The organism is Brevundimonas sp. MEB006b (genome assembly GCF_030209705.1).
GTDB lineage: Bacteria > Pseudomonadota > Alphaproteobacteria > Caulobacterales > Caulobacteraceae > Brevundimonas.
Genome location: NZ_JARVRL010000005.1, coordinates 559,421 through 574,912 on the forward strand (window position 1 = coordinate 559,421; position 15,492 = coordinate 574,912).

Here is a 15,492-nt window from a genome sequence, read left to right on the forward strand (position 1 = left end):
GGCTAAACAGGGCGATTCATCGGCTAAGTACGGCTGGACATTCTACCAAGGGAGGCGACCACGTGAGCACCACGGACACCGCCTTTGCTCCAGACGAGACGCTCGATAACGAAGACCACGCCGCCCTGGACGAGGACTATGTCCTCACCCCTCAATTCGTCGAGAAAGTCGTGGACGCCGCCGACGACGGCGACGGGATGCGGCTGCGCTCGCTGCTGGAAGACCTGCACCCGGCCGACGTCGCTGACCTGATGGGCTTTCTGACGGCGGAACACCGCGCCGTCGTCGTGCTGTGGTTGCCGCCCGAGCTTCTGGCCGAGACCCTGCCCGAGCTCGACGACAATATCCGCGAAGAGGTGCTGGAGCGGGTCCCGCACGGCACCCTGGCCGAGGCGCTGCAGGAACTGGATTCCGACGACGCCGCCGCCGTCGTCGAAGACCTGGAAGACGACCAGCGCGAACGCGTTCTGGCCGCCATGCCCGAAGTCGATCGCGCCGCCATCGAAAGCAGCCTGGGCTATGCGGAAGAGTCCGCCGGCCGCCTGATGCAGCGCGAGGTGATGGCCGCGCCCCAGTTCTGGAGCGTGGGCGACACCATCGACCACATCCGCAAACAGGGCGACGACCTGCCCGAGCTTTTCTTCGACATCTATGTCGTCGATCCGCTGAACCGTCCGGTCGGCGGCGTGCCGATCAGCGGTCTTCTACGCGCCGCCCGAACCGTCGCCCTGACCGATCTGATGGAGCCGATCAACGAGATCGCCGTCGATCAGGATCAGGAAGAAGTCGCCTACATCTTCGAGAAATACCACCTGATCTCGGCGCCCGTCGTGGACGCGGCCGGTCGGCTGGTCGGTCAGATCACCGTCGATGACATCGTCAACATCATTCAGGAAGAAAACCGCGAGGACATTCTGCGTCTGGCCGGTGTCGCCGATGAGGACCGCGGTTCGTCCGTGCCCGAGATCGTGCGCGGTCGCGTGCCCTGGCTGGCGATAAATCTGGCGACGGCGGCGCTGGGCGCCAGTGTCATCGGCCTGTTCGAGGCCACCATCCAGCAGATCGTCGCCCTCGCCGTCCTGATGCCAATCGTCTCGGCCATCGGCGGCAACGCCGGCACCCAGGCCCTGACCGTGACCGTACGCGCCCTGGCGACGCGCGAGCTGAACAGTTCGAACGCCCCGCGCACCTTCTGGCGCGAGATGATGGTCGGCCTGGCCAACGGCCTGATCCTGGCCCCCCTGATCGGCATCGCGGCCGGCTTCTGGTTCCGGGACGAAGACTGGAAGATCGGCCTTGTGATCGGCGCGGCCATGATCCTGAACTTGTTGGTCGCCGCTTCGATCGGGGTCCTGACGCCCCTGACCCTGTCCAAGCTGAAGTTCGACCCGGCCGTGTCGTCGGCCGTGTTCGTAACGGCGACCACCGACTTCTTCGGCTTCCTGATCTTCCTTGGTCTGGCCACACTGGTGCTGCTCTAAACACGACGCGGATGATCCGGCGCGGCCCTTGCTGGGAGCGGTGCGAGCGCCGCGCGCCTGTTTCCAATTGGGTCAACTGTGTCTGACGTCCTCCCCAAACCCAGCAAGGTGTCCCGCGAGGGCGTCCTGCTGATCAAGAGTTTCGAAGGCTTCCGGCCTCGGGCCATGCAGCGCAGCGACGGTCGATGGGTCATCGGCTATGGCCACACCCGGTCGGCTCGCGAGGGCGCGAGGGTGTCCGAGGCCGAGGCCGAACTGCTAATGCAGTACGACCTGATCCCGGTCGTGAAGGCCGTGACCGATCATGTCCGCGTTCCCCTCAACCAGCATCAGTTCGACGCCCTGGCCAGTTTCGCTTTTTCTATCGGCGCGGACAGGTTCGCCGCCTCCGACGTGGTCAAGCAATTGAACGCGGGGTCTGCGCGTCAGGCGTCCGCCTCCATGAGCGCCTGGGCCGATGAAGCCGCAGCCGAGACCCCAACCCGCCGTCGTTCGGCTGAACACGCGCTGTTCAACGCCGCACCCGGCGCGCCGGTCACCTTGGCGGACCTTTTGGCCGCGCCCCTGCCGTCTCCTTTCGAGACGGACGAGCCGGCCCTGCCCGCCGTCGACGGCGCCCTGGATGAGGCCGTCGCCCCCTTCCCGGCCCAGGACGGCATGGTGCTGGCTCAAGCCATCTCTGCGACCACCGCACCTCAGCCGCACAACACCTATGCCGCGACGGCTGTCGGCCCGGTCCCGGACGTCGTGCCGTTGACCGGGCAGTCGGAGACCGTGTCTGTCGCTGCGTCGATCATCGCGGCCAACGACATCCACGCCCCGGTTGAGGCCAAACAGCCTGAGACGCCGTCGGGCTTCGCCGATGCGCAAAAGACCAGCGTGGTGCTGACCGCGCCGGGACTGGCCGAAGCCACGTCCGGCGACAGCGCCGCCGCACCGGCCATCGAGGGTGACACGGCATCCAGCGAAGACGTGCTGAGCACGCGTGAGGTCGTGGCCCGCGCTCGGGCCAGGCGGCGCTCGGGCCTGGGGGAAACCCTGACCTTCGTCATCATGGGCGGCCTAGGCGCCCTGTGCCTCGGCGTCGCCATGGCCGCCTTTCGCCGCGCGTCAATATCGAACAGCAGCGACACCGCCACGGTCGCCTGGGTCCTGATCCTGGTCGCCGCCGCCTGCATCGGCGTGTCGGGCTATAATCTCTATCGTCGCTGGGGACGGGCCGACCGCGTCTGACAACGCTTGGCGAACAGCCGTGCGCGATGCTACGCCCTAGCGCATGAGCATTCCCTTCGCGCCCCAATCCATGGAATTCGGCCTTGGCGATAACGCCGACGCCATCCGCGACACCACCGCCCGCTGGGCCGCCGATCGCCTGGCGCCGCTGGCCGCCGAGATCGACGAAAAGAACGAGTTCAAACGCGAGCTCTGGCCCGAGATGGGCGAACTGGGCCTGCACGGAATCACCGTCGAGGAAGAGTTCGGCGGCCTTGGCCTGGGCTATCTCGAACATGTCGTGGCGATGGAGGAAGTGTCGCGCGCCTCGGCCTCGATCGGCCTGAGCTACGGCGCCCACTCCAACCTGTGCGTCAATCAAATCCGGCGCTGGGGCACGGCCGAGCAGAAGCAGAAATATCTGCCCAAGCTGATCAGCGGCGAGCATGTCGGCTCGCTGGCCATGTCCGAGGCCGGATCGGGCTCCGACGTCATGTCGATGCGCACTCGTGCCGAAAAGAAGGGCGATCACTATGTCCTGAACGGCACCAAATTCTGGATCACCAATGCCCCCCACGCAGACACCCTCGTCGTATATGCCAAGACGGATCCGGACGCAGGATCAAAGGGTTGCACCGCCTTCTTGATCGAAAAGGGCATGAAGGGTTTCAGCGTCTCCAAGAAGCTGGACAAGATGGGCATGCGCGGCTCGGACACCGCCGAACTGGTGTTCGAGGACTGCGAAGTGCCCGAAGACAACATCATGGGTCCGCTGGGCGGCGGCGCCGGCGTGCTGATGAGCGGCCTGGACTATGAGCGCGCCGTTCTGGCCGCCGGTCCGCTCGGCATCATGCAGGCGGCGCTGGACGTGGTCCTGCCCTACGTCCGCGACCGCAAGCAGTTCGGCAAGCCGATCGGCTCGTTCCAGTTGATGCAGGGCAAGATCGCCGACATGTACGTCGCCCTGAACAGCGCCCGCGCCTATGTCTATTCGGTCGCCAAGGCCTGCGACGCTGGCCTGACAACGCGCTACGACGCGGCGGGTGCGATCCTGCTGGCGTCCGAAAATGCGGTGAAGGTCACGATGGAGGCCGTTCAGGCCTTGGGCGGCGCCGGCTACACCAAGGAATGGCCGGTTGAACGACTGGTCCGCGACGCCAAACTCTATGACATCGGCGCCGGCACCAACGAGATTCGCCGCTTCCTGATCGGACGGGAACTGCTGGGCGGCTGACGGCTTGTCTCCGCACAAGGGAGACAGACCATGCCCGCCAAATCCGCCGCTCAGCAAAAGGCCGCCGGCGCCGCCCTGTCGGCCAAGCGCGGGGACACGCCGAAGTCAAAGCTGAAGGGCGCGTCCAAGTCCATGGTCGAGTCCATGACGGAAAAGCAGCTGGAAGACCTTGCCGAAACCACGCGCAAGGGCAAACCCGAGCACGTGCAGGACTGAGACACAGTCGATTTATCTGATCGCCTGTCCGTTCTGTAAGTGGCGATCCACGCGCCGACCGCCTAGATGGGCGCAATCTCCAGCCGAGCGCCCCGCCTGATGCCCGCCCAACCGCCTCCGAACGACGACCTGCGGCGGTTTTCCGACGTCCTTGAAGACCTCGGCCACGCCCCAGAACCCAAGCTGACCATGGCTGAACTGGTGGCGTCGTTCGGCGAGCGCGGCTTTGGGGCCATGATTCTGATCCTGTCGCTGCTGGCGCTCTTGCCCTGGCCGCCCGGCGGCAAGGCGGTCTTCGCCGTACCGATCATTTTGATGTCCCTGGAACTGGCCTTCCAGAGACAGAGTGTCTGGCTGCCGCGCTGGATGTTGAAGGCCTCGGTGTCCCGCGCCGCCTATAATTCCTTGATCGCCACTCCGTTCGCAGCCCCGGCCTGGCTGCGTCGCTGGGTGCTGTCGGCAAAGGTGCGGATCGCCGGGCGCCGCTACATCTTTTCCGACGGCGTGAGGCGCGCCGTTCGCAGACGCCCGAATGGCCTGAGCGTCCTGAAGATGGTCCGCGCCATCGAACGCTTGACCCGCCCTCGCCTGCCGCTGCTGACCGGCGATGTCGCCGACACCTTCACAGGCTTGGTCTGCGTGGTGTTGGCTCTGATCATGGCCTTGCCCATCCCGTTTGGAGACGCCCTGCCCGGCATCGCCCTGGTTCTGTTCGCCTTGGGCATGATGCAGCGCGACGGTGTCGCCATCCTGCTCGGCGTCGTCGCCACCGCAGCCAGCGCTCTCTATCTGTTCCTGATCTGGGCGACGGTGGTCGAGGTGGCCCAGCACGTGACCGGCTGGTTCGCCAAACTGCTGCACTGACGGCGACAAAAAGGGCCGCCGGGTTTCCCCGACGACCCTTCATTGCCTGACCGCGAACGGTCCGGCCGCAACTCAGTCTGAAAGGCTCAGACCAGACCCTCTCCGAGGGCCAGGGTCGCGGTCGCCGCTCGCGATTGATGACAATGAGACACTGGATCACCTCCTTTCGACTGTTGAACAGGGAGGTGAAACATAAGACGGCTCAACGCCTTGCGCCAATGGGCTTCGCGCTTTCGTGAACGCGCGCTTATCTACTGCGTCGGCGACGCCCCGCCGGACAGGCCCTGCATGATCATGCGATTGATGTCGATCAGATCCTGAAAGCTCTCTTCACCTCGCATGATCGCCGAGGAATGGCGATTGATGAACAGGCTCAGGGAAATGATCTGAGCACGCATCGGAGCGCCCAGAGCGTTGCCTGCATCGCTGCACTCGCCGGCCAGCGTCGACCAGAGGCGCCGATTCCAGTCCAGCGCGTCGATACGTGTGGCGATGTCGGACTCGTCGACGGTCGAGGCGTGAACCAGAGCGCGCGTGACCTGACCGAACAGACGGTACTCCAGGTCGCGCGGGCTCTCAGCCCTCGCTGTCGCCGCTGTGTAGGCCTGAAGCGACATTCAGCACTCTCTCTTCATACTCGACAATCTTACGCGCCGACATCAGGGCCTTATAGTATTCGCGCGCCAGCACATGACGCGAGGCCGAGACGCATTCGGCCAGGATGTCCGGGTTCTGCGTCGCGCCCATGAATTCGGTGATCCGCAGAGCGAGTTCGTCGAAGAACTTCGACGCCGAACTCTCGTCCAGATACATCATCATGATCGGGAAATAGATGCGGCGTGCGGGCGTGGTGACGTCCTCGGCCTGCATGATGTCCTTCTCGCGCAGAACGCTGGCGCGGTTTTGGAGGATCAGCACGCCGCGACGATCGCCGTTCTGGACCACGGCGCCATTCAGAACGAACTTCTCGCCGGGTTTCAGCGACAGCTTCAAGGCCATTGAGGACCGTACTCCAGTCGTGGTCGAGCCGGTCGCGCACGACAGCTCCGAGTGAATCAGACTCTACCCCGGCATCAGTTAACCATCCCTTGTGAGATCGATCCGCTGGAACGCGTATCGTCGCCGTTGCGTTGGCTTGTCGAAGAGGAGACGACCATGCCGGACAACGACTATCAGGACGATCAGGAACAGTCTGAGACGTTCGACGAAACCCATCTGGACGACGAGGGCGACGGCGAATTTCTGCTGGATGAAGCCGACCAGGTGCTGGACGTGACCCAGGCCGATGGCGACGCCGACGAAGAGGATTTCGACGAAGACGCCGAGGTCGATCTCGACGACCAGTTAGCTCTCGACGGCATCGAACGCGAAGCCGATGCCCTGTTGGGCGTCGATGGCGAAAACCGCGATCAGATCGACGCCGAAGGCGGGCCTGCGTCAGCACCAGACGAAGTCGAGCTCGTCTATTCGGGCCTGATGGAAAACGAACGCGGCGCACAGGCCAGCGCCGCCCACTGGGAGGCGAAACGGCTCTCGGATGACGACATCACGGATCTGGGATACGGCCCGGACGGCGATCAAGACGCTCCGGCGCGATAAGGAGACAATGACATGACCGACGACAAAGCCCGTCACGACGCGTCGCCCGACGCCCCGCACGCCAAGCGCACGACCTCGCAGGACGGCGTGCCGGACCAACTCGACAAAATCGACAAGTCCGACAGCCGCCAGGAAGCTCTGGTCGATGAAGGCCTGGAAGAGACCTTCCCCGCCAGTGATCCGGTCTCGGCCAAGCGCATCACCTGATCGCTGTTCACGACGCAGGCGATCCGCTAACCCACTTCGTGGAAACATGGAGTGGGTTTTTCTATGAGCCGTTTCGAAGGCACGGACCGTTATATCGCGACGAGCGACCTCAAGGTCGCGGTGAACGCTGCGGTCGCACTGGAGCGTCCCCTGCTGATCAAGGGCGAGCCTGGCACAGGCAAGACGGTCCTGGCCTATGAGATCGCCAAGGCCTTCGACGCGCCCCTGATCACCTGGCACGTTAAATCCACGACCAAGGCCCATAACGGCCTGTATGAATACGACGCCGTCAGCCGGCTGCGCGACAGCCAGTTGGGCGAGGAACGCGTCCATGACGTCCGTAACTATCTGAAGAAGGGCAAGTTGTGGGAGGCCTTCACCGCCCCCGCCCGCCCCGTCCTGCTGATCGACGAGATCGACAAGGCCGACATCGAGTTTCCCAACGACCTGCTGCAGGAACTGGATCGGATGGAGTTCTACGTTCAGGAAACGGACGAGACGATCCGCGCCGAAGTTCGTCCCATCGTGATCATCACCTCCAACAATGAAAAAGAACTGCCTGACGCCTTCCTGCGCCGCTGCTTCTTCCACTTCATTCGCTTCCCCGACGCCGAGACCCTGTCGGCCATCGTCGACGTGCACTTCCCCGGCATCAAACCGCGCCTGGTTTCCGAGGCGTTGAAGACCTTCTACGAAATCCGCGACACGCCGGGCCTGAAGAAAAAGCCGTCAACCTCGGAGCTTCTGGATTGGCTGAAGCTGCTGCTGGTCGAGGATATCGACGCCGAGACCCTGCGCGAAAAGACGCCGAACAAGCTCATCCCGCCGCTGCATGGCGCGCTGCTGAAGAACGAGCAGGACGTGCATCTGTTCGAACGCCTGGCGTTCCTGAACCGCCGCGAAGGCTCGCGCCCCGGCGGCTGACCCTGTGATTACTGCGATTTCACTGGATCGCGCGGCCGCAGCGCGCAGAATGGGGGCCAAGAGAGGTTCGACCATGCGTCATGTCCTGCTTTATCTAGCCCTCAGCGCCAGCCTGGCCGCCTGCGATGGCGACAACTCGGTCCGCATCACCACCACCTCGTCCAGCGACGATCAGGGCGCAGGCGTATTAAAGGTGATCGACGCCCTGCAATGCCCGGACAATCTTGGCGTCCTGACGCGAAAGGGCCTGGCGGCGGCGGGCGGCGCAAACTGCGTCTATGGCGGCCCCAAGGGCGCCGACGTCGTGCTGCATCTGGTCAAGCTGGACGGTCGCTCCGTCGATGACGTCCTGCGGGACTTCGAAGCGCGCGCCAGCGCCGATCTGCCCCATACGGTCGCGCGCTTGGCCCCGGGCGCAGGCGATGCGCCGCCGCCTCCGCCATCGATCGAGGCAGGCGATACGACTTCCGTCCAGGCGCCTGGGGTCGACATAAAGACGCGCGGCGAGGACGCCTCAGTCCGCCTGCCGGGCCTGAAGATCGAGACCCAGGGCGATAATGCCAGCGTCCGCATCGGCGGCATCAACATCCAATCCAAGGACGGACAAAACGTCCGCACCGAAACCTCGATGGTCAGCGTGGACGCCAACGACAACTCCACGCGCGTGCGCACCCGTGCGCCGGGCGCGGCGACGCGCATGACCTATATCCTGGCTGACGATCAGCCCGGCGATGCGGGCTGGCGCCAGGTCGGCTTCGAGGCGCGCGGGCCCAGCGGCGGTCCGATCGTCATCGCCGTGGTCAGGTCCAAGGATCGCCGAAACGACGGCATTTTCGACGACGCCAAGGAACTGGTCACACTGAACGTCGGGCGCTGACGCGGCGATTTCCTGCGCCGTCTGGTCCCTCCCGCTTGATCCCGGCGTGTCTTTGCGTCACCTGACCAGCCGACAAGCGATCAGGACACGCGATTTGGCCGAGCGCCCCACCAAGAAGAACGCCCCCCGCGCCTGGCAGCGCATGCTGTCCGGTCGTCGCCTGGATTTGCTGGACCCGTCGCCGTTCGACATCGAGATTGAGGACATCGCCCACGGCCTGGCGCGCGTCGCCCGCTGGAACGGTCAGACCATCGGCGAGCACGCCTTTTCGGTCGCCCAGCACTCCTGCGTGGTTGAAGAGATCGCGGCCCACATCAAGCCCGGCCTGGATCCGAAGTGGCGTCTGGCCGCCCTGCTGCATGACGCCTCGGAATACGTCATCGGCGACATGATCTCGCCGTTCAAGGCGGCGCTCGGGGCCGGTTACAAGGACTTTGAGGCCAAGCTGGAAGCCGCGATCCATCTGCGCTACGGCCTGCCGCCCAAGACGCCTCAAACGATCAAGACGCTGATCAAGAAGGCCGACAAGGCCTGCGCCTTCTTCGAGGCGACTCAGTTGGCGGGTTTCACCGAAAAGGAATCGCTGGGCTTCTTCGGCAGCCCGCCTGAGGGTTACAGCCTGACGATCGAGCCTCAGCCCGCCCCGGTCGCGCAGGCCCGATATCTGGAACGCTACCGCGTCCTGGCTGGCGCTGTCGGTCTGATCCCCACCGACGACGCCTGGCACACGGAATAACATGATGACCCAGGGGGCGGAGGATGGCGTTCGCATCGGTCTGTCGGCGGTCGTGATGACCTTGAGAGACCGACAGGCCGTCGTCCTGACGACCCCGACCGAGGACGGTTCGCGCGCCCTGCCCTTCGGACCGTTCGATCCCGTGCGCGACCGCACCTTCGAACGCGCTTTGCGAGACTTCGTGACGGACCAGACCGGGTTTCGGCTTGGCTTCGTCGAACAGCTCTATACCTTCGGCGACGCTGGCCGCGCCTCTCCCCGTGCGACGCCCGGCCCTGGCCGGCACAGAGAGGTCTCCGTCGGCTATCTGGCCCTGACGCCCGACGCCGCGGAAGGCCAGACCCACGACGCCCGCTGGGACGCCGTGTTCGAGTTCTTTCCCTGGGAAGATCGGCGCGGCGGTCACGATGCGCGAATCACGGAAGGCCTGCACGCCTGGGCCGATGGCGACGAGCACCGCCTAGCCCGTGCCCGCGCCCTGTTTGCCCTGACGCCCGATCACCGCTGGAACGAGGAGCGGGTCCTGGAGCGCTATGAACTGCTCTACGAAGCGCGTCTGGTCGCCGAGGCCTGGCGCGACGCCGACCTGTCACCCACGCAGCCCATGCCGGGACGCATCATGTCCTCCGATCACCGGCGCATCTTGGCGACGGCGCTTGGCCGTCTGCGCAGCAAGCTGAAGTACCGCCCGGTACTGTTCGATCTGACGCCTGGCGTCTTCACCCTGTCCCAACTCCAGGCGGGCGCCGAGGCCGTCTCGGGCCTGAGCCTGCACAAGCAGAATTTTCGGCGCGGCGTGGAGCGCACAGGACTGGTCGAACCCACCGGACAGCTCTCTTCCACCACGGGCGGCCGACCCGCCGAACTGTTTCGATTCAAGGGCGTGGACGCCCAGACCGGCGCCGCGCCGGGCCTGTCTTTGCCCGCGCAAAGATAGCGTCGGATTTCTTTCACAGACGGGTTGCGAAGCGCTGCGGCTCCGACTAGAGAAGCCCCTCGCTCGACCAAGCGATATCGGCGCCGCGGAGAGGTGGCAGAGTGGTCGAATGTACCGCACTCGAAATGCGGCGTGCCTGGAAGGGTACCGTGGGTTCGAATCCCACCCTCTCCGCCATCGGCCTGACTGGGGTCTGACCCAAGTTCCAACATTCTTGAACCGAGGTTTCGGCCTTTATCTACGGCCCGCTGCACGTGCATCTCGGCCTCGCTGTCATTCCGCATTGAATGAATATGATACCGGTGTCAGGATCGCTTTCGTCGGATATCAGATGGGCGACGATCGATGATCACGCGACGTAAGGCGCTGCTGAGCAGCTTGGCGACCGCAGGTGTGCTTTTGGCGCCCTCTGGTGTTCTTGCGGCGACGGCGCCAAATCGCGTGATGACCACCGCAGGACCGGTCATCGGTCTAAGACAGGACGGGATCAGCGTCTTTAAGGGCGTGCGATACGGAGCGCCGACGCGACGGTTTCAGCCGCCGGAGAAGCCGACGCCTTGGCGCGACCCGGTTCGTGCAACAACCTACGGCGCGGCCAGTCCGCAGCGCGGCGATGAGCCGAATCAAGGCGAAGACTGCCTGTTCCTAAACGTCTGGACGCCAAGGACCGACGCGGGTCGGCGACCGGTGATGGTCTATATCCACGGCGGCGCCTATTCGAGCGGATCGGGATCGGACCCGCTGTATGACGGCACGCGTTTGGCGGCGCGCGGCGATGTCGTGGTGGTGACGCTGAACCACCGGCTGAATGTCTTCGGTTATGCCTATCTGGCGCGACTGGCGCCGGGGTTCGAAGATTCGGGCAACGTCGGCCAGCTGGATCTGGTCCTGGCGCTGCAGTGGGTACGAGACAACATTGCGGCGTTCGGCGGCGATCCGTCGAGGGTGATGCTGTTCGGTCAGTCCGGCGGGGGCGCCAAGATCGCCACCTTGATGGCGACGCCGGCGGCGCAAGGTCTGTTCCATCGCGCCGCGACCATGAGTGGTCAGCAGGTGACGGCGTCCGGGCCAATCAACGCCACGACGCGAGCCACGACATGGCTGAAGGCTCTGGGCCTGACGCCGGATCGGGCGGCCGAAGCGGCGACGATGCCGGTCGAGCGGCTGCTCGAAGCGCAGAGCGCCGAGGACCCGATTCTGGGCTTCGGCGGCCTGTATTTCGGGCCGGTGCTGGATTTCCGCACCCTGCCCCGCCACCCCTTCTATCCCGACGCGGCGCCGCTGGGCCAGTCGATCCCCATGATCATCGGCAATACCCGCGAAGAGACCTTGGGCTTCATGGGCAACGATCCCAAGAATGTCGGCCTGACGTGGGAGACCTTGAAGACGCGACTGTCGCCCGGCGTCATGCGAATCGACATCACGCCCGAAGCCGTGATCGCCGGCTATCGCGCCATGCATCCTGAATGGTCGCCCGACCAGGTGCTGATCGCCGCGACGACAGCGGGCCGGTCCTGGCGCGGCGCGGTGATCGAGGCTGAAGAGCGGGCCAAGGCCGGCGCACCCGCCTGGGTCTATCAACTCGACTTCCCTGGAGAGTTGGCCTCGGGTCGCAAGGGCGCCTTCCATACCGCCGACATCCCGCTGGTGTTCGACAATGTAGAGGCGACAGGCTCACGGACGCGTGGGCCGGATGCGCAAATCATGTCGGACCGGATGAGCGACGCCTTCATCGCCCTGGCCCGCGACGGCGATCCCAACCATGCCGGACTGCCGCGCTGGGACCGCTATGAGCTGCCTCGCCGACAGACGATGTTGATGGATATCCAGCCGCGCATGGTCGACGACCCGCGCGGCGACGAGCGGGCCTTCTTCTCGGCCATTCCCTATATCCAGCCGGGAACCTAGAGCGGGAAATCCAGCCTGACGGCCCAGGCGCGCACCAGATCGGGCCAGACCTGGGCGGGCTTGCCCTGGATCAGGCGGACGCCGAATCCGTGGCCGCCTTCCTGGAACAGATGCGCCTCAGACGGGACGGCGGCGGATTTGAGCGTGGTCAGCAGTTGCAGGCTGTTCTCGACCGGCACGGACGTGTCGTCCATGGCGTGCAGCAAGAAGACGGGAGCCGCATTCCGCCACCCCATCTGCTCAAGAGAATAGGCCGCGATCCGCTCGGCCGAAGGCGTCTCGCCCAGCAGGTGCGTCCGCGATCCGGCGTGGACGTACGGGTCCGCCATGGTCGCGACCGGATACATTAAAACGGTCAAATCTGGTCGCAAGGATGCGCTGTCGGCGGCGTCGACCGGTTCATAGGTCGGGTCCGTCCGGACACTGGCCAACCCCGCCAGATGACCGCCGGCCGAGGCGCCCAGTACGGCGATCTTTTGCCGATCGACAGCATAGTCGGCGGCGCGGCTGCGTATCAGCCGGATCGCACGCTGGGCGTCCTGAAGGGGTGCGTCGGCCCCGGCCGCCCAGCCGTCAGCCGGCAGGCGATAACGCAGGACGAAACAGGTCGTGCCGCTGGCCGCGAAAACGCGCGCAACGTCATACCCTTCCTTGTCCAGCACAGCCCAGCGATAGCCGCCGCCGGGTATGAGGAGCATCGCCGAACCGTTTGGCCGCTCGGGGCGAAAGACGGTCAGGATCGGATCGGTCGTGTACTGGGCGTAACGGTCGTGGAAGGCGGGATCGGTCGACCGCTCTGGCACGACCGGCGTGACGGTCACACCCCGCCCACCCGGCGCGCCGTCGGGCCATAGGCGGATGATCTCGGTTGGGTCCGGCGGGGCGACGCGGCCGCCGTCCGCCACTGTCTGCGCCCTCGCCCCGGATGCGCCAACCACGGCCCCCATCGCCAGACCTAAAAGCGTCCTGCGTTGCACATCCATCGCGGTTCTCTCTTCCTGAAAAAGACGACGGCCGGACGATCGCTCGCCCGGCCGCAATCCTTGATGACGTCGCGGTGCTTAGCCACTCAGTCGTTCGTCAGACCTTGGCCAGTTCGTATTTCGGCGTAATCAGGTGAATGACCAGAAGCGCGATCAGATAGGCCGAAGCCGCCACGATGAAGATGGGCGTATAGGTGCCGATCTTCTCCAGGACGTAGCCGGCGTATTTGGCCATGGCCATGCCGCCGATGGCGCCCAGCATCCCGCCGATGCCGACGACCGATCCCACCGCCGAGCGTGGGAAGACATCGCCCGGAAGGGCATAGAGATTGGCCGAGAAGCCTTGGTGCGCAGCCGTCGCCAGTCCGATGATGCCGACCGCGACCCAAAGGTTTGACGCCTCGGCCGCGAAGGCCACCGGCACGGCGCACAGGGCGCAGATCAACATGGTGATCTTGCGGGCCTTATTGATGCTCATGCCCCTGTGCATGAAGCGCGACGACAGCCAGCCCCCGCCAACCGACCCGACATCGGACAGCAGATAGATGGCGACCAGCGGCGGGCCGAAGGTCTTTAGGTCTAGCCCATAGGTTTTGCCGAGGAAGTCCGGCAACCAGAACAGGAACATCCACCAGATCGGATCAATCAGGAACTTGCCTAGAGCGTAGGCCCAGGTTTCCTTGACCGTCAGCAGTTTGGTCCATTTCACCTTTTCCACGACGTCGGCCGGGTCCTGCTCGATGTAGGCCAGTTCGGTCGCAGACAGCTTCTTCTGTTCGCGCGGGCGGCGATAGATCAGCAGCCAGATAGGCAGCCAGATCAGGCCCAAGGCCCCGGTGATGACGAAGGCCATCTGCCAGCCGAAGGCCAGCACGAGGCCCGGAACGATCAGGGGGGTAACGATGGCGCCGATATTGGTGCCAGCGTTGAACAACCCCGTGGCGAAGGCGCGTTCCTTCTTGGGGAACCACTCCGCGACCGCCTTGATGCCGCCGGGGAAGCCGCCCGCCTCACCGACGCCCAGCACCATCCGCGCCATCATGAAGTGCGACAGGTCACGCGCCGCACCGTGCATGATATGACCGATCTGCCAGATGCCGAAGGCGATCCCCAGCCCCCAGCGCGCGCCGATCTTGTCCATGATCCGGCCCCACAACAGGTAGGCCACGGCATAGGACGCCTGGAACCAGAAGACGATGTCGGCATAGTCCGTTTCGGACCAGCCGAACTCGGCCGACAAGGTCGGCTTGAGGAAGCCGATCATCTGGCGATCGACGTAGTTGATGACCATGGCTGCGAACAGCAGCCACATGATGATCCAGCGATACTTGCCGGGAGATGGCGCCTTGATCTGGATCGGCGGCGCGACGGAGGCGTCTGACATGGTTATGAAAACCCGTTCCTGAATATTCCTCGACGCGTCCCTGCTCTTTTCCGTCCCTGAACGGCGGCGGGGTGGGCGTCCGATGATGTTACTGGGCTTCGGCCCTGACGACCGAACAGTGAAGTTCTGCGATACCCTTGAAGATGCACACGGCTTCGTCGCCCGCGTGGACACGGTGGACGCCGGTGACAGCGCCGGTCGAAACCAGCATGCCCGCCTTCAGCGGACGGCCCCAGCGCGCGCAATGTTCAAACAGAAATCGCACGGATTCCATCGCGCCGCCGGCCAGGGACTGCGACCCGCCCGTGCCGACACTGGAGCCATTGATCACCGTCTCGACCTCAATGCCGTCCAGGCGCTCGCGCCAGTTCTCAACCTCGGGACCGATCATCAGTCCGCCATTGTTGCCGAAATCGGAGGCGACCACGGCTGATCCCAGGTCGTTGATCGTCGAAAGCGGACTGCCAGCCAGCTCGACGCCGATGAAGACCTTGTCCACGACGCCCATCGCGTCTTCGATGGTCCAGTCGGTCTTGGCTGGATCGGCGTCGGCGCCGATCCGAGCAATGAACTCGGCTTCCACCGCTGCAAACCCGCCCTCGATTTCGGGCAAAGGCACGACTGTATCGCCGGGCGCCGGCCAGACATTGCGCGCGAAAATGGCGCCGGCCAGACGATGGATCCCCAGCTTCGGCTGCTGCTCGAGCGGCACACCGCCCACCTTCCAGCCCACGACCTCATCGGGAAACAAACCGATGGCGACGTCCTGGATGGCGTAGGATTCGGCCATGCTCTGCGGAATCACGCCCGGATAGCCTGGCGTGTTGCGCGCCGCCAGACGCGCGGCGACGAACTGCTGTGCGATCGCCGCCGGGTCGGCCGACAGCGCGTCGTCCTGGCTTGCAAGAGAGGGGGTCGAAGTCAAAGGTG

General features: G+C 64.8%; 17 protein-coding genes and 1 tRNA gene. 13 read left to right on the forward strand and 5 right to left on the reverse strand.

What is annotated here, in order from left to right; all coding sequences use genetic code 11:
• Positions 1–62: 62 nt before the first annotated feature.
• From mgtE to QRN13_RS09205, 5 genes are all read left to right on the forward strand, one after another.
• Positions 63–1,481: a magnesium transporter gene (mgtE, locus tag QRN13_RS09185; protein WP_066551775.1), complete on the forward strand. Its 1,419-nt coding sequence runs from the start codon at positions 63–65 to the stop codon at positions 1,479–1,481.
• Between the two features lie 78 nt (positions 1,482–1,559).
• Positions 1,560–2,714, forward strand: a complete 1,155-nt coding sequence (locus QRN13_RS09190) for a lysozyme (RefSeq protein WP_284877661.1) — start codon at positions 1,560–1,562, stop codon at positions 2,712–2,714.
• Between the two features lie 43 nt (positions 2,715–2,757).
• On the forward strand, positions 2,758–3,927 hold the full coding sequence (locus tag QRN13_RS09195) for an isovaleryl-CoA dehydrogenase (protein WP_284877662.1): 1,170 nt from the start codon (positions 2,758–2,760) through the stop codon (positions 3,925–3,927).
• Between the two features lie 30 nt (positions 3,928–3,957).
• Positions 3,958–4,143: a DUF3008 family protein gene (locus tag QRN13_RS09200; RefSeq protein ID WP_284877663.1), complete on the forward strand. Its 186-nt coding sequence runs from the start codon at positions 3,958–3,960 to the stop codon at positions 4,141–4,143.
• Positions 4,144–4,242: 99 nt separating this feature from the next.
• Complete coding sequence (locus tag QRN13_RS09205; protein WP_284877664.1) at positions 4,243–5,007, forward strand: exopolysaccharide biosynthesis protein; 765 nt, start codon at positions 4,243–4,245, stop codon at positions 5,005–5,007.
• 251 nt (positions 5,008–5,258) lie between these two features.
• Here QRN13_RS09205 and flaF read toward each other — a convergent pair whose 3' ends face one another.
• Both flaF and flbT read right to left on the reverse strand, forming a co-directional pair.
• Entirely contained in the window at positions 5,259–5,624 is a 366-nt protein-coding gene (gene flaF / locus QRN13_RS09210) for a flagellar biosynthesis regulator FlaF (RefSeq protein WP_055808591.1), read from the reverse strand.
• Positions 5,584–6,006, reverse strand: coding sequence for a flagellar biosynthesis repressor FlbT (gene flbT / locus QRN13_RS09215; RefSeq protein WP_045811316.1), 423 nt, complete (start codon positions 6,004–6,006; stop codon positions 5,584–5,586). Before flbT ends, flaF begins: the two co-directional genes overlap by 41 nt.
• A 156-nt stretch (positions 6,007–6,162) precedes the next feature.
• Between flbT and QRN13_RS09220 the strand changes: the two genes are divergently transcribed.
• The 8 genes from QRN13_RS09220 to QRN13_RS09255 all read left to right on the forward strand — a co-directional run bounded on the left by QRN13_RS09220 (position 6,163) and on the right by QRN13_RS09255 (position 12,195).
• A complete protein-coding gene (locus QRN13_RS09220; protein WP_284877665.1) occupies positions 6,163–6,606 on the forward strand; it encodes a hypothetical protein in 444 nt (147 codons plus the stop codon).
• A 12-nt stretch (positions 6,607–6,618) separates the two neighbouring features.
• Entirely contained in the window at positions 6,619–6,813 is a 195-nt protein-coding gene (locus QRN13_RS09225; protein ID WP_017505218.1) for a hypothetical protein, read from the forward strand.
• 63 nt (positions 6,814–6,876) lie between these two features.
• Positions 6,877–7,737, forward strand: a complete 861-nt coding sequence (locus QRN13_RS09230) for an AAA family ATPase (protein WP_017505219.1) — start codon at positions 6,877–6,879, stop codon at positions 7,735–7,737.
• A gap of 73 nt (positions 7,738–7,810) precedes the next feature.
• A complete protein-coding gene (locus QRN13_RS09235; RefSeq protein WP_165116301.1) occupies positions 7,811–8,614 on the forward strand; it encodes a methyltransferase type 11 in 804 nt (267 codons plus the stop codon).
• A 94-nt stretch (positions 8,615–8,708) separates the two neighbouring features.
• On the forward strand, positions 8,709–9,350 hold the full coding sequence (locus QRN13_RS09240) for a YfbR-like 5'-deoxynucleotidase (protein ID WP_502868583.1): 642 nt from the start codon (positions 8,709–8,711) through the stop codon (positions 9,348–9,350).
• Between the two features lie 4 nt (positions 9,351–9,354).
• Positions 9,355–10,287: an NUDIX hydrolase gene (locus QRN13_RS09245; protein WP_284877666.1), complete on the forward strand. Its 933-nt coding sequence runs from the start codon at positions 9,355–9,357 to the stop codon at positions 10,285–10,287.
• An 87-nt stretch (positions 10,288–10,374) separates the two neighbouring features.
• Positions 10,375–10,464 (forward strand) — tRNA-Ser (locus QRN13_RS09250).
• A gap of 168 nt (positions 10,465–10,632) precedes the next feature.
• Positions 10,633–12,195 carry a carboxylesterase/lipase family protein gene (locus tag QRN13_RS09255; protein ID WP_502868584.1) on the forward strand — a complete coding sequence of 521 codons (1,563 nt, stop codon included), beginning with the start codon at positions 10,633–10,635 and terminating at the stop codon, positions 12,193–12,195.
• Here the strand turns inward: QRN13_RS09255 and QRN13_RS09260 are convergent.
• The 3 genes from QRN13_RS09260 to QRN13_RS09270 all read right to left on the reverse strand — a co-directional run bounded on the left by QRN13_RS09260 (position 12,192) and on the right by QRN13_RS09270 (position 15,487).
• Positions 12,192–13,178 (reverse strand): alpha/beta hydrolase, encoded by a 987-nt coding sequence (locus tag QRN13_RS09260; protein ID WP_284877668.1) that lies wholly within the window; start codon positions 13,176–13,178, stop codon positions 12,192–12,194. The genes QRN13_RS09255 and QRN13_RS09260 overlap by 4 nt on opposite strands.
• Positions 13,179–13,275: 97 nt before the next feature.
• Positions 13,276–14,562, reverse strand: coding sequence for an MFS transporter (locus tag QRN13_RS09265; protein ID WP_284877669.1), 1,287 nt, complete (start codon positions 14,560–14,562; stop codon positions 13,276–13,278).
• An 88-nt stretch (positions 14,563–14,650) separates the two neighbouring features.
• Positions 14,651–15,487 (reverse strand): 2-keto-4-pentenoate hydratase, encoded by an 837-nt coding sequence (locus QRN13_RS09270; protein ID WP_284877670.1) that lies wholly within the window; start codon positions 15,485–15,487, stop codon positions 14,651–14,653.
• Positions 15,488–15,492: the final 5 nt, after the last annotated feature.

Bases quoted from the DNA above. Each gene is read 5' to 3' on its own strand.
- QRN13_RS09195 (WP_284877662.1), top strand. From the start codon at position 2,758: ATGAGCATTCCCTTCGCGCCCCAATCCATGGAATTCGGCCTTGGCGAT.
- QRN13_RS09200 (WP_284877663.1), top strand. From the start codon at position 3,958: ATGCCCGCCAAATCCGCCGCTCAGCAAAAGGCCGCCGGCGCCGCCCTG.
- QRN13_RS09205 (WP_284877664.1), top strand. From the start codon at position 4,243: ATGCCCGCCCAACCGCCTCCGAACGACGACCTGCGGCGGTTTTCCGAC.
- flaF (WP_055808591.1), bottom strand. From the start codon at position 5,624: ATGTCGCTTCAGGCCTACACAGCGGCGACAGCGAGGGCTGAGAGCCCG.
- flbT (WP_045811316.1), bottom strand. From the start codon at position 6,006: ATGGCCTTGAAGCTGTCGCTGAAACCCGGCGAGAAGTTCGTTCTGAAT.
- QRN13_RS09220 (WP_284877665.1), top strand. From the start codon at position 6,163: ATGCCGGACAACGACTATCAGGACGATCAGGAACAGTCTGAGACGTTC.
- QRN13_RS09225 (WP_017505218.1), top strand. From the start codon at position 6,619: ATGACCGACGACAAAGCCCGTCACGACGCGTCGCCCGACGCCCCGCAC.
- QRN13_RS09230 (WP_017505219.1), top strand. From the start codon at position 6,877: ATGAGCCGTTTCGAAGGCACGGACCGTTATATCGCGACGAGCGACCTC.
- QRN13_RS09235 (WP_165116301.1), top strand. From the start codon at position 7,811: ATGCGTCATGTCCTGCTTTATCTAGCCCTCAGCGCCAGCCTGGCCGCC.
- QRN13_RS09245 (WP_284877666.1), top strand. From the start codon at position 9,355: ATGACCCAGGGGGCGGAGGATGGCGTTCGCATCGGTCTGTCGGCGGTC.
- QRN13_RS09255 (WP_502868584.1), top strand. From the start codon at position 10,633: ATGATCACGCGACGTAAGGCGCTGCTGAGCAGCTTGGCGACCGCAGGT.
- QRN13_RS09260 (WP_284877668.1), bottom strand. From the start codon at position 13,178: ATGGATGTGCAACGCAGGACGCTTTTAGGTCTGGCGATGGGGGCCGTG.
- QRN13_RS09265 (WP_284877669.1), bottom strand. From the start codon at position 14,562: ATGTCAGACGCCTCCGTCGCGCCGCCGATCCAGATCAAGGCGCCATCT.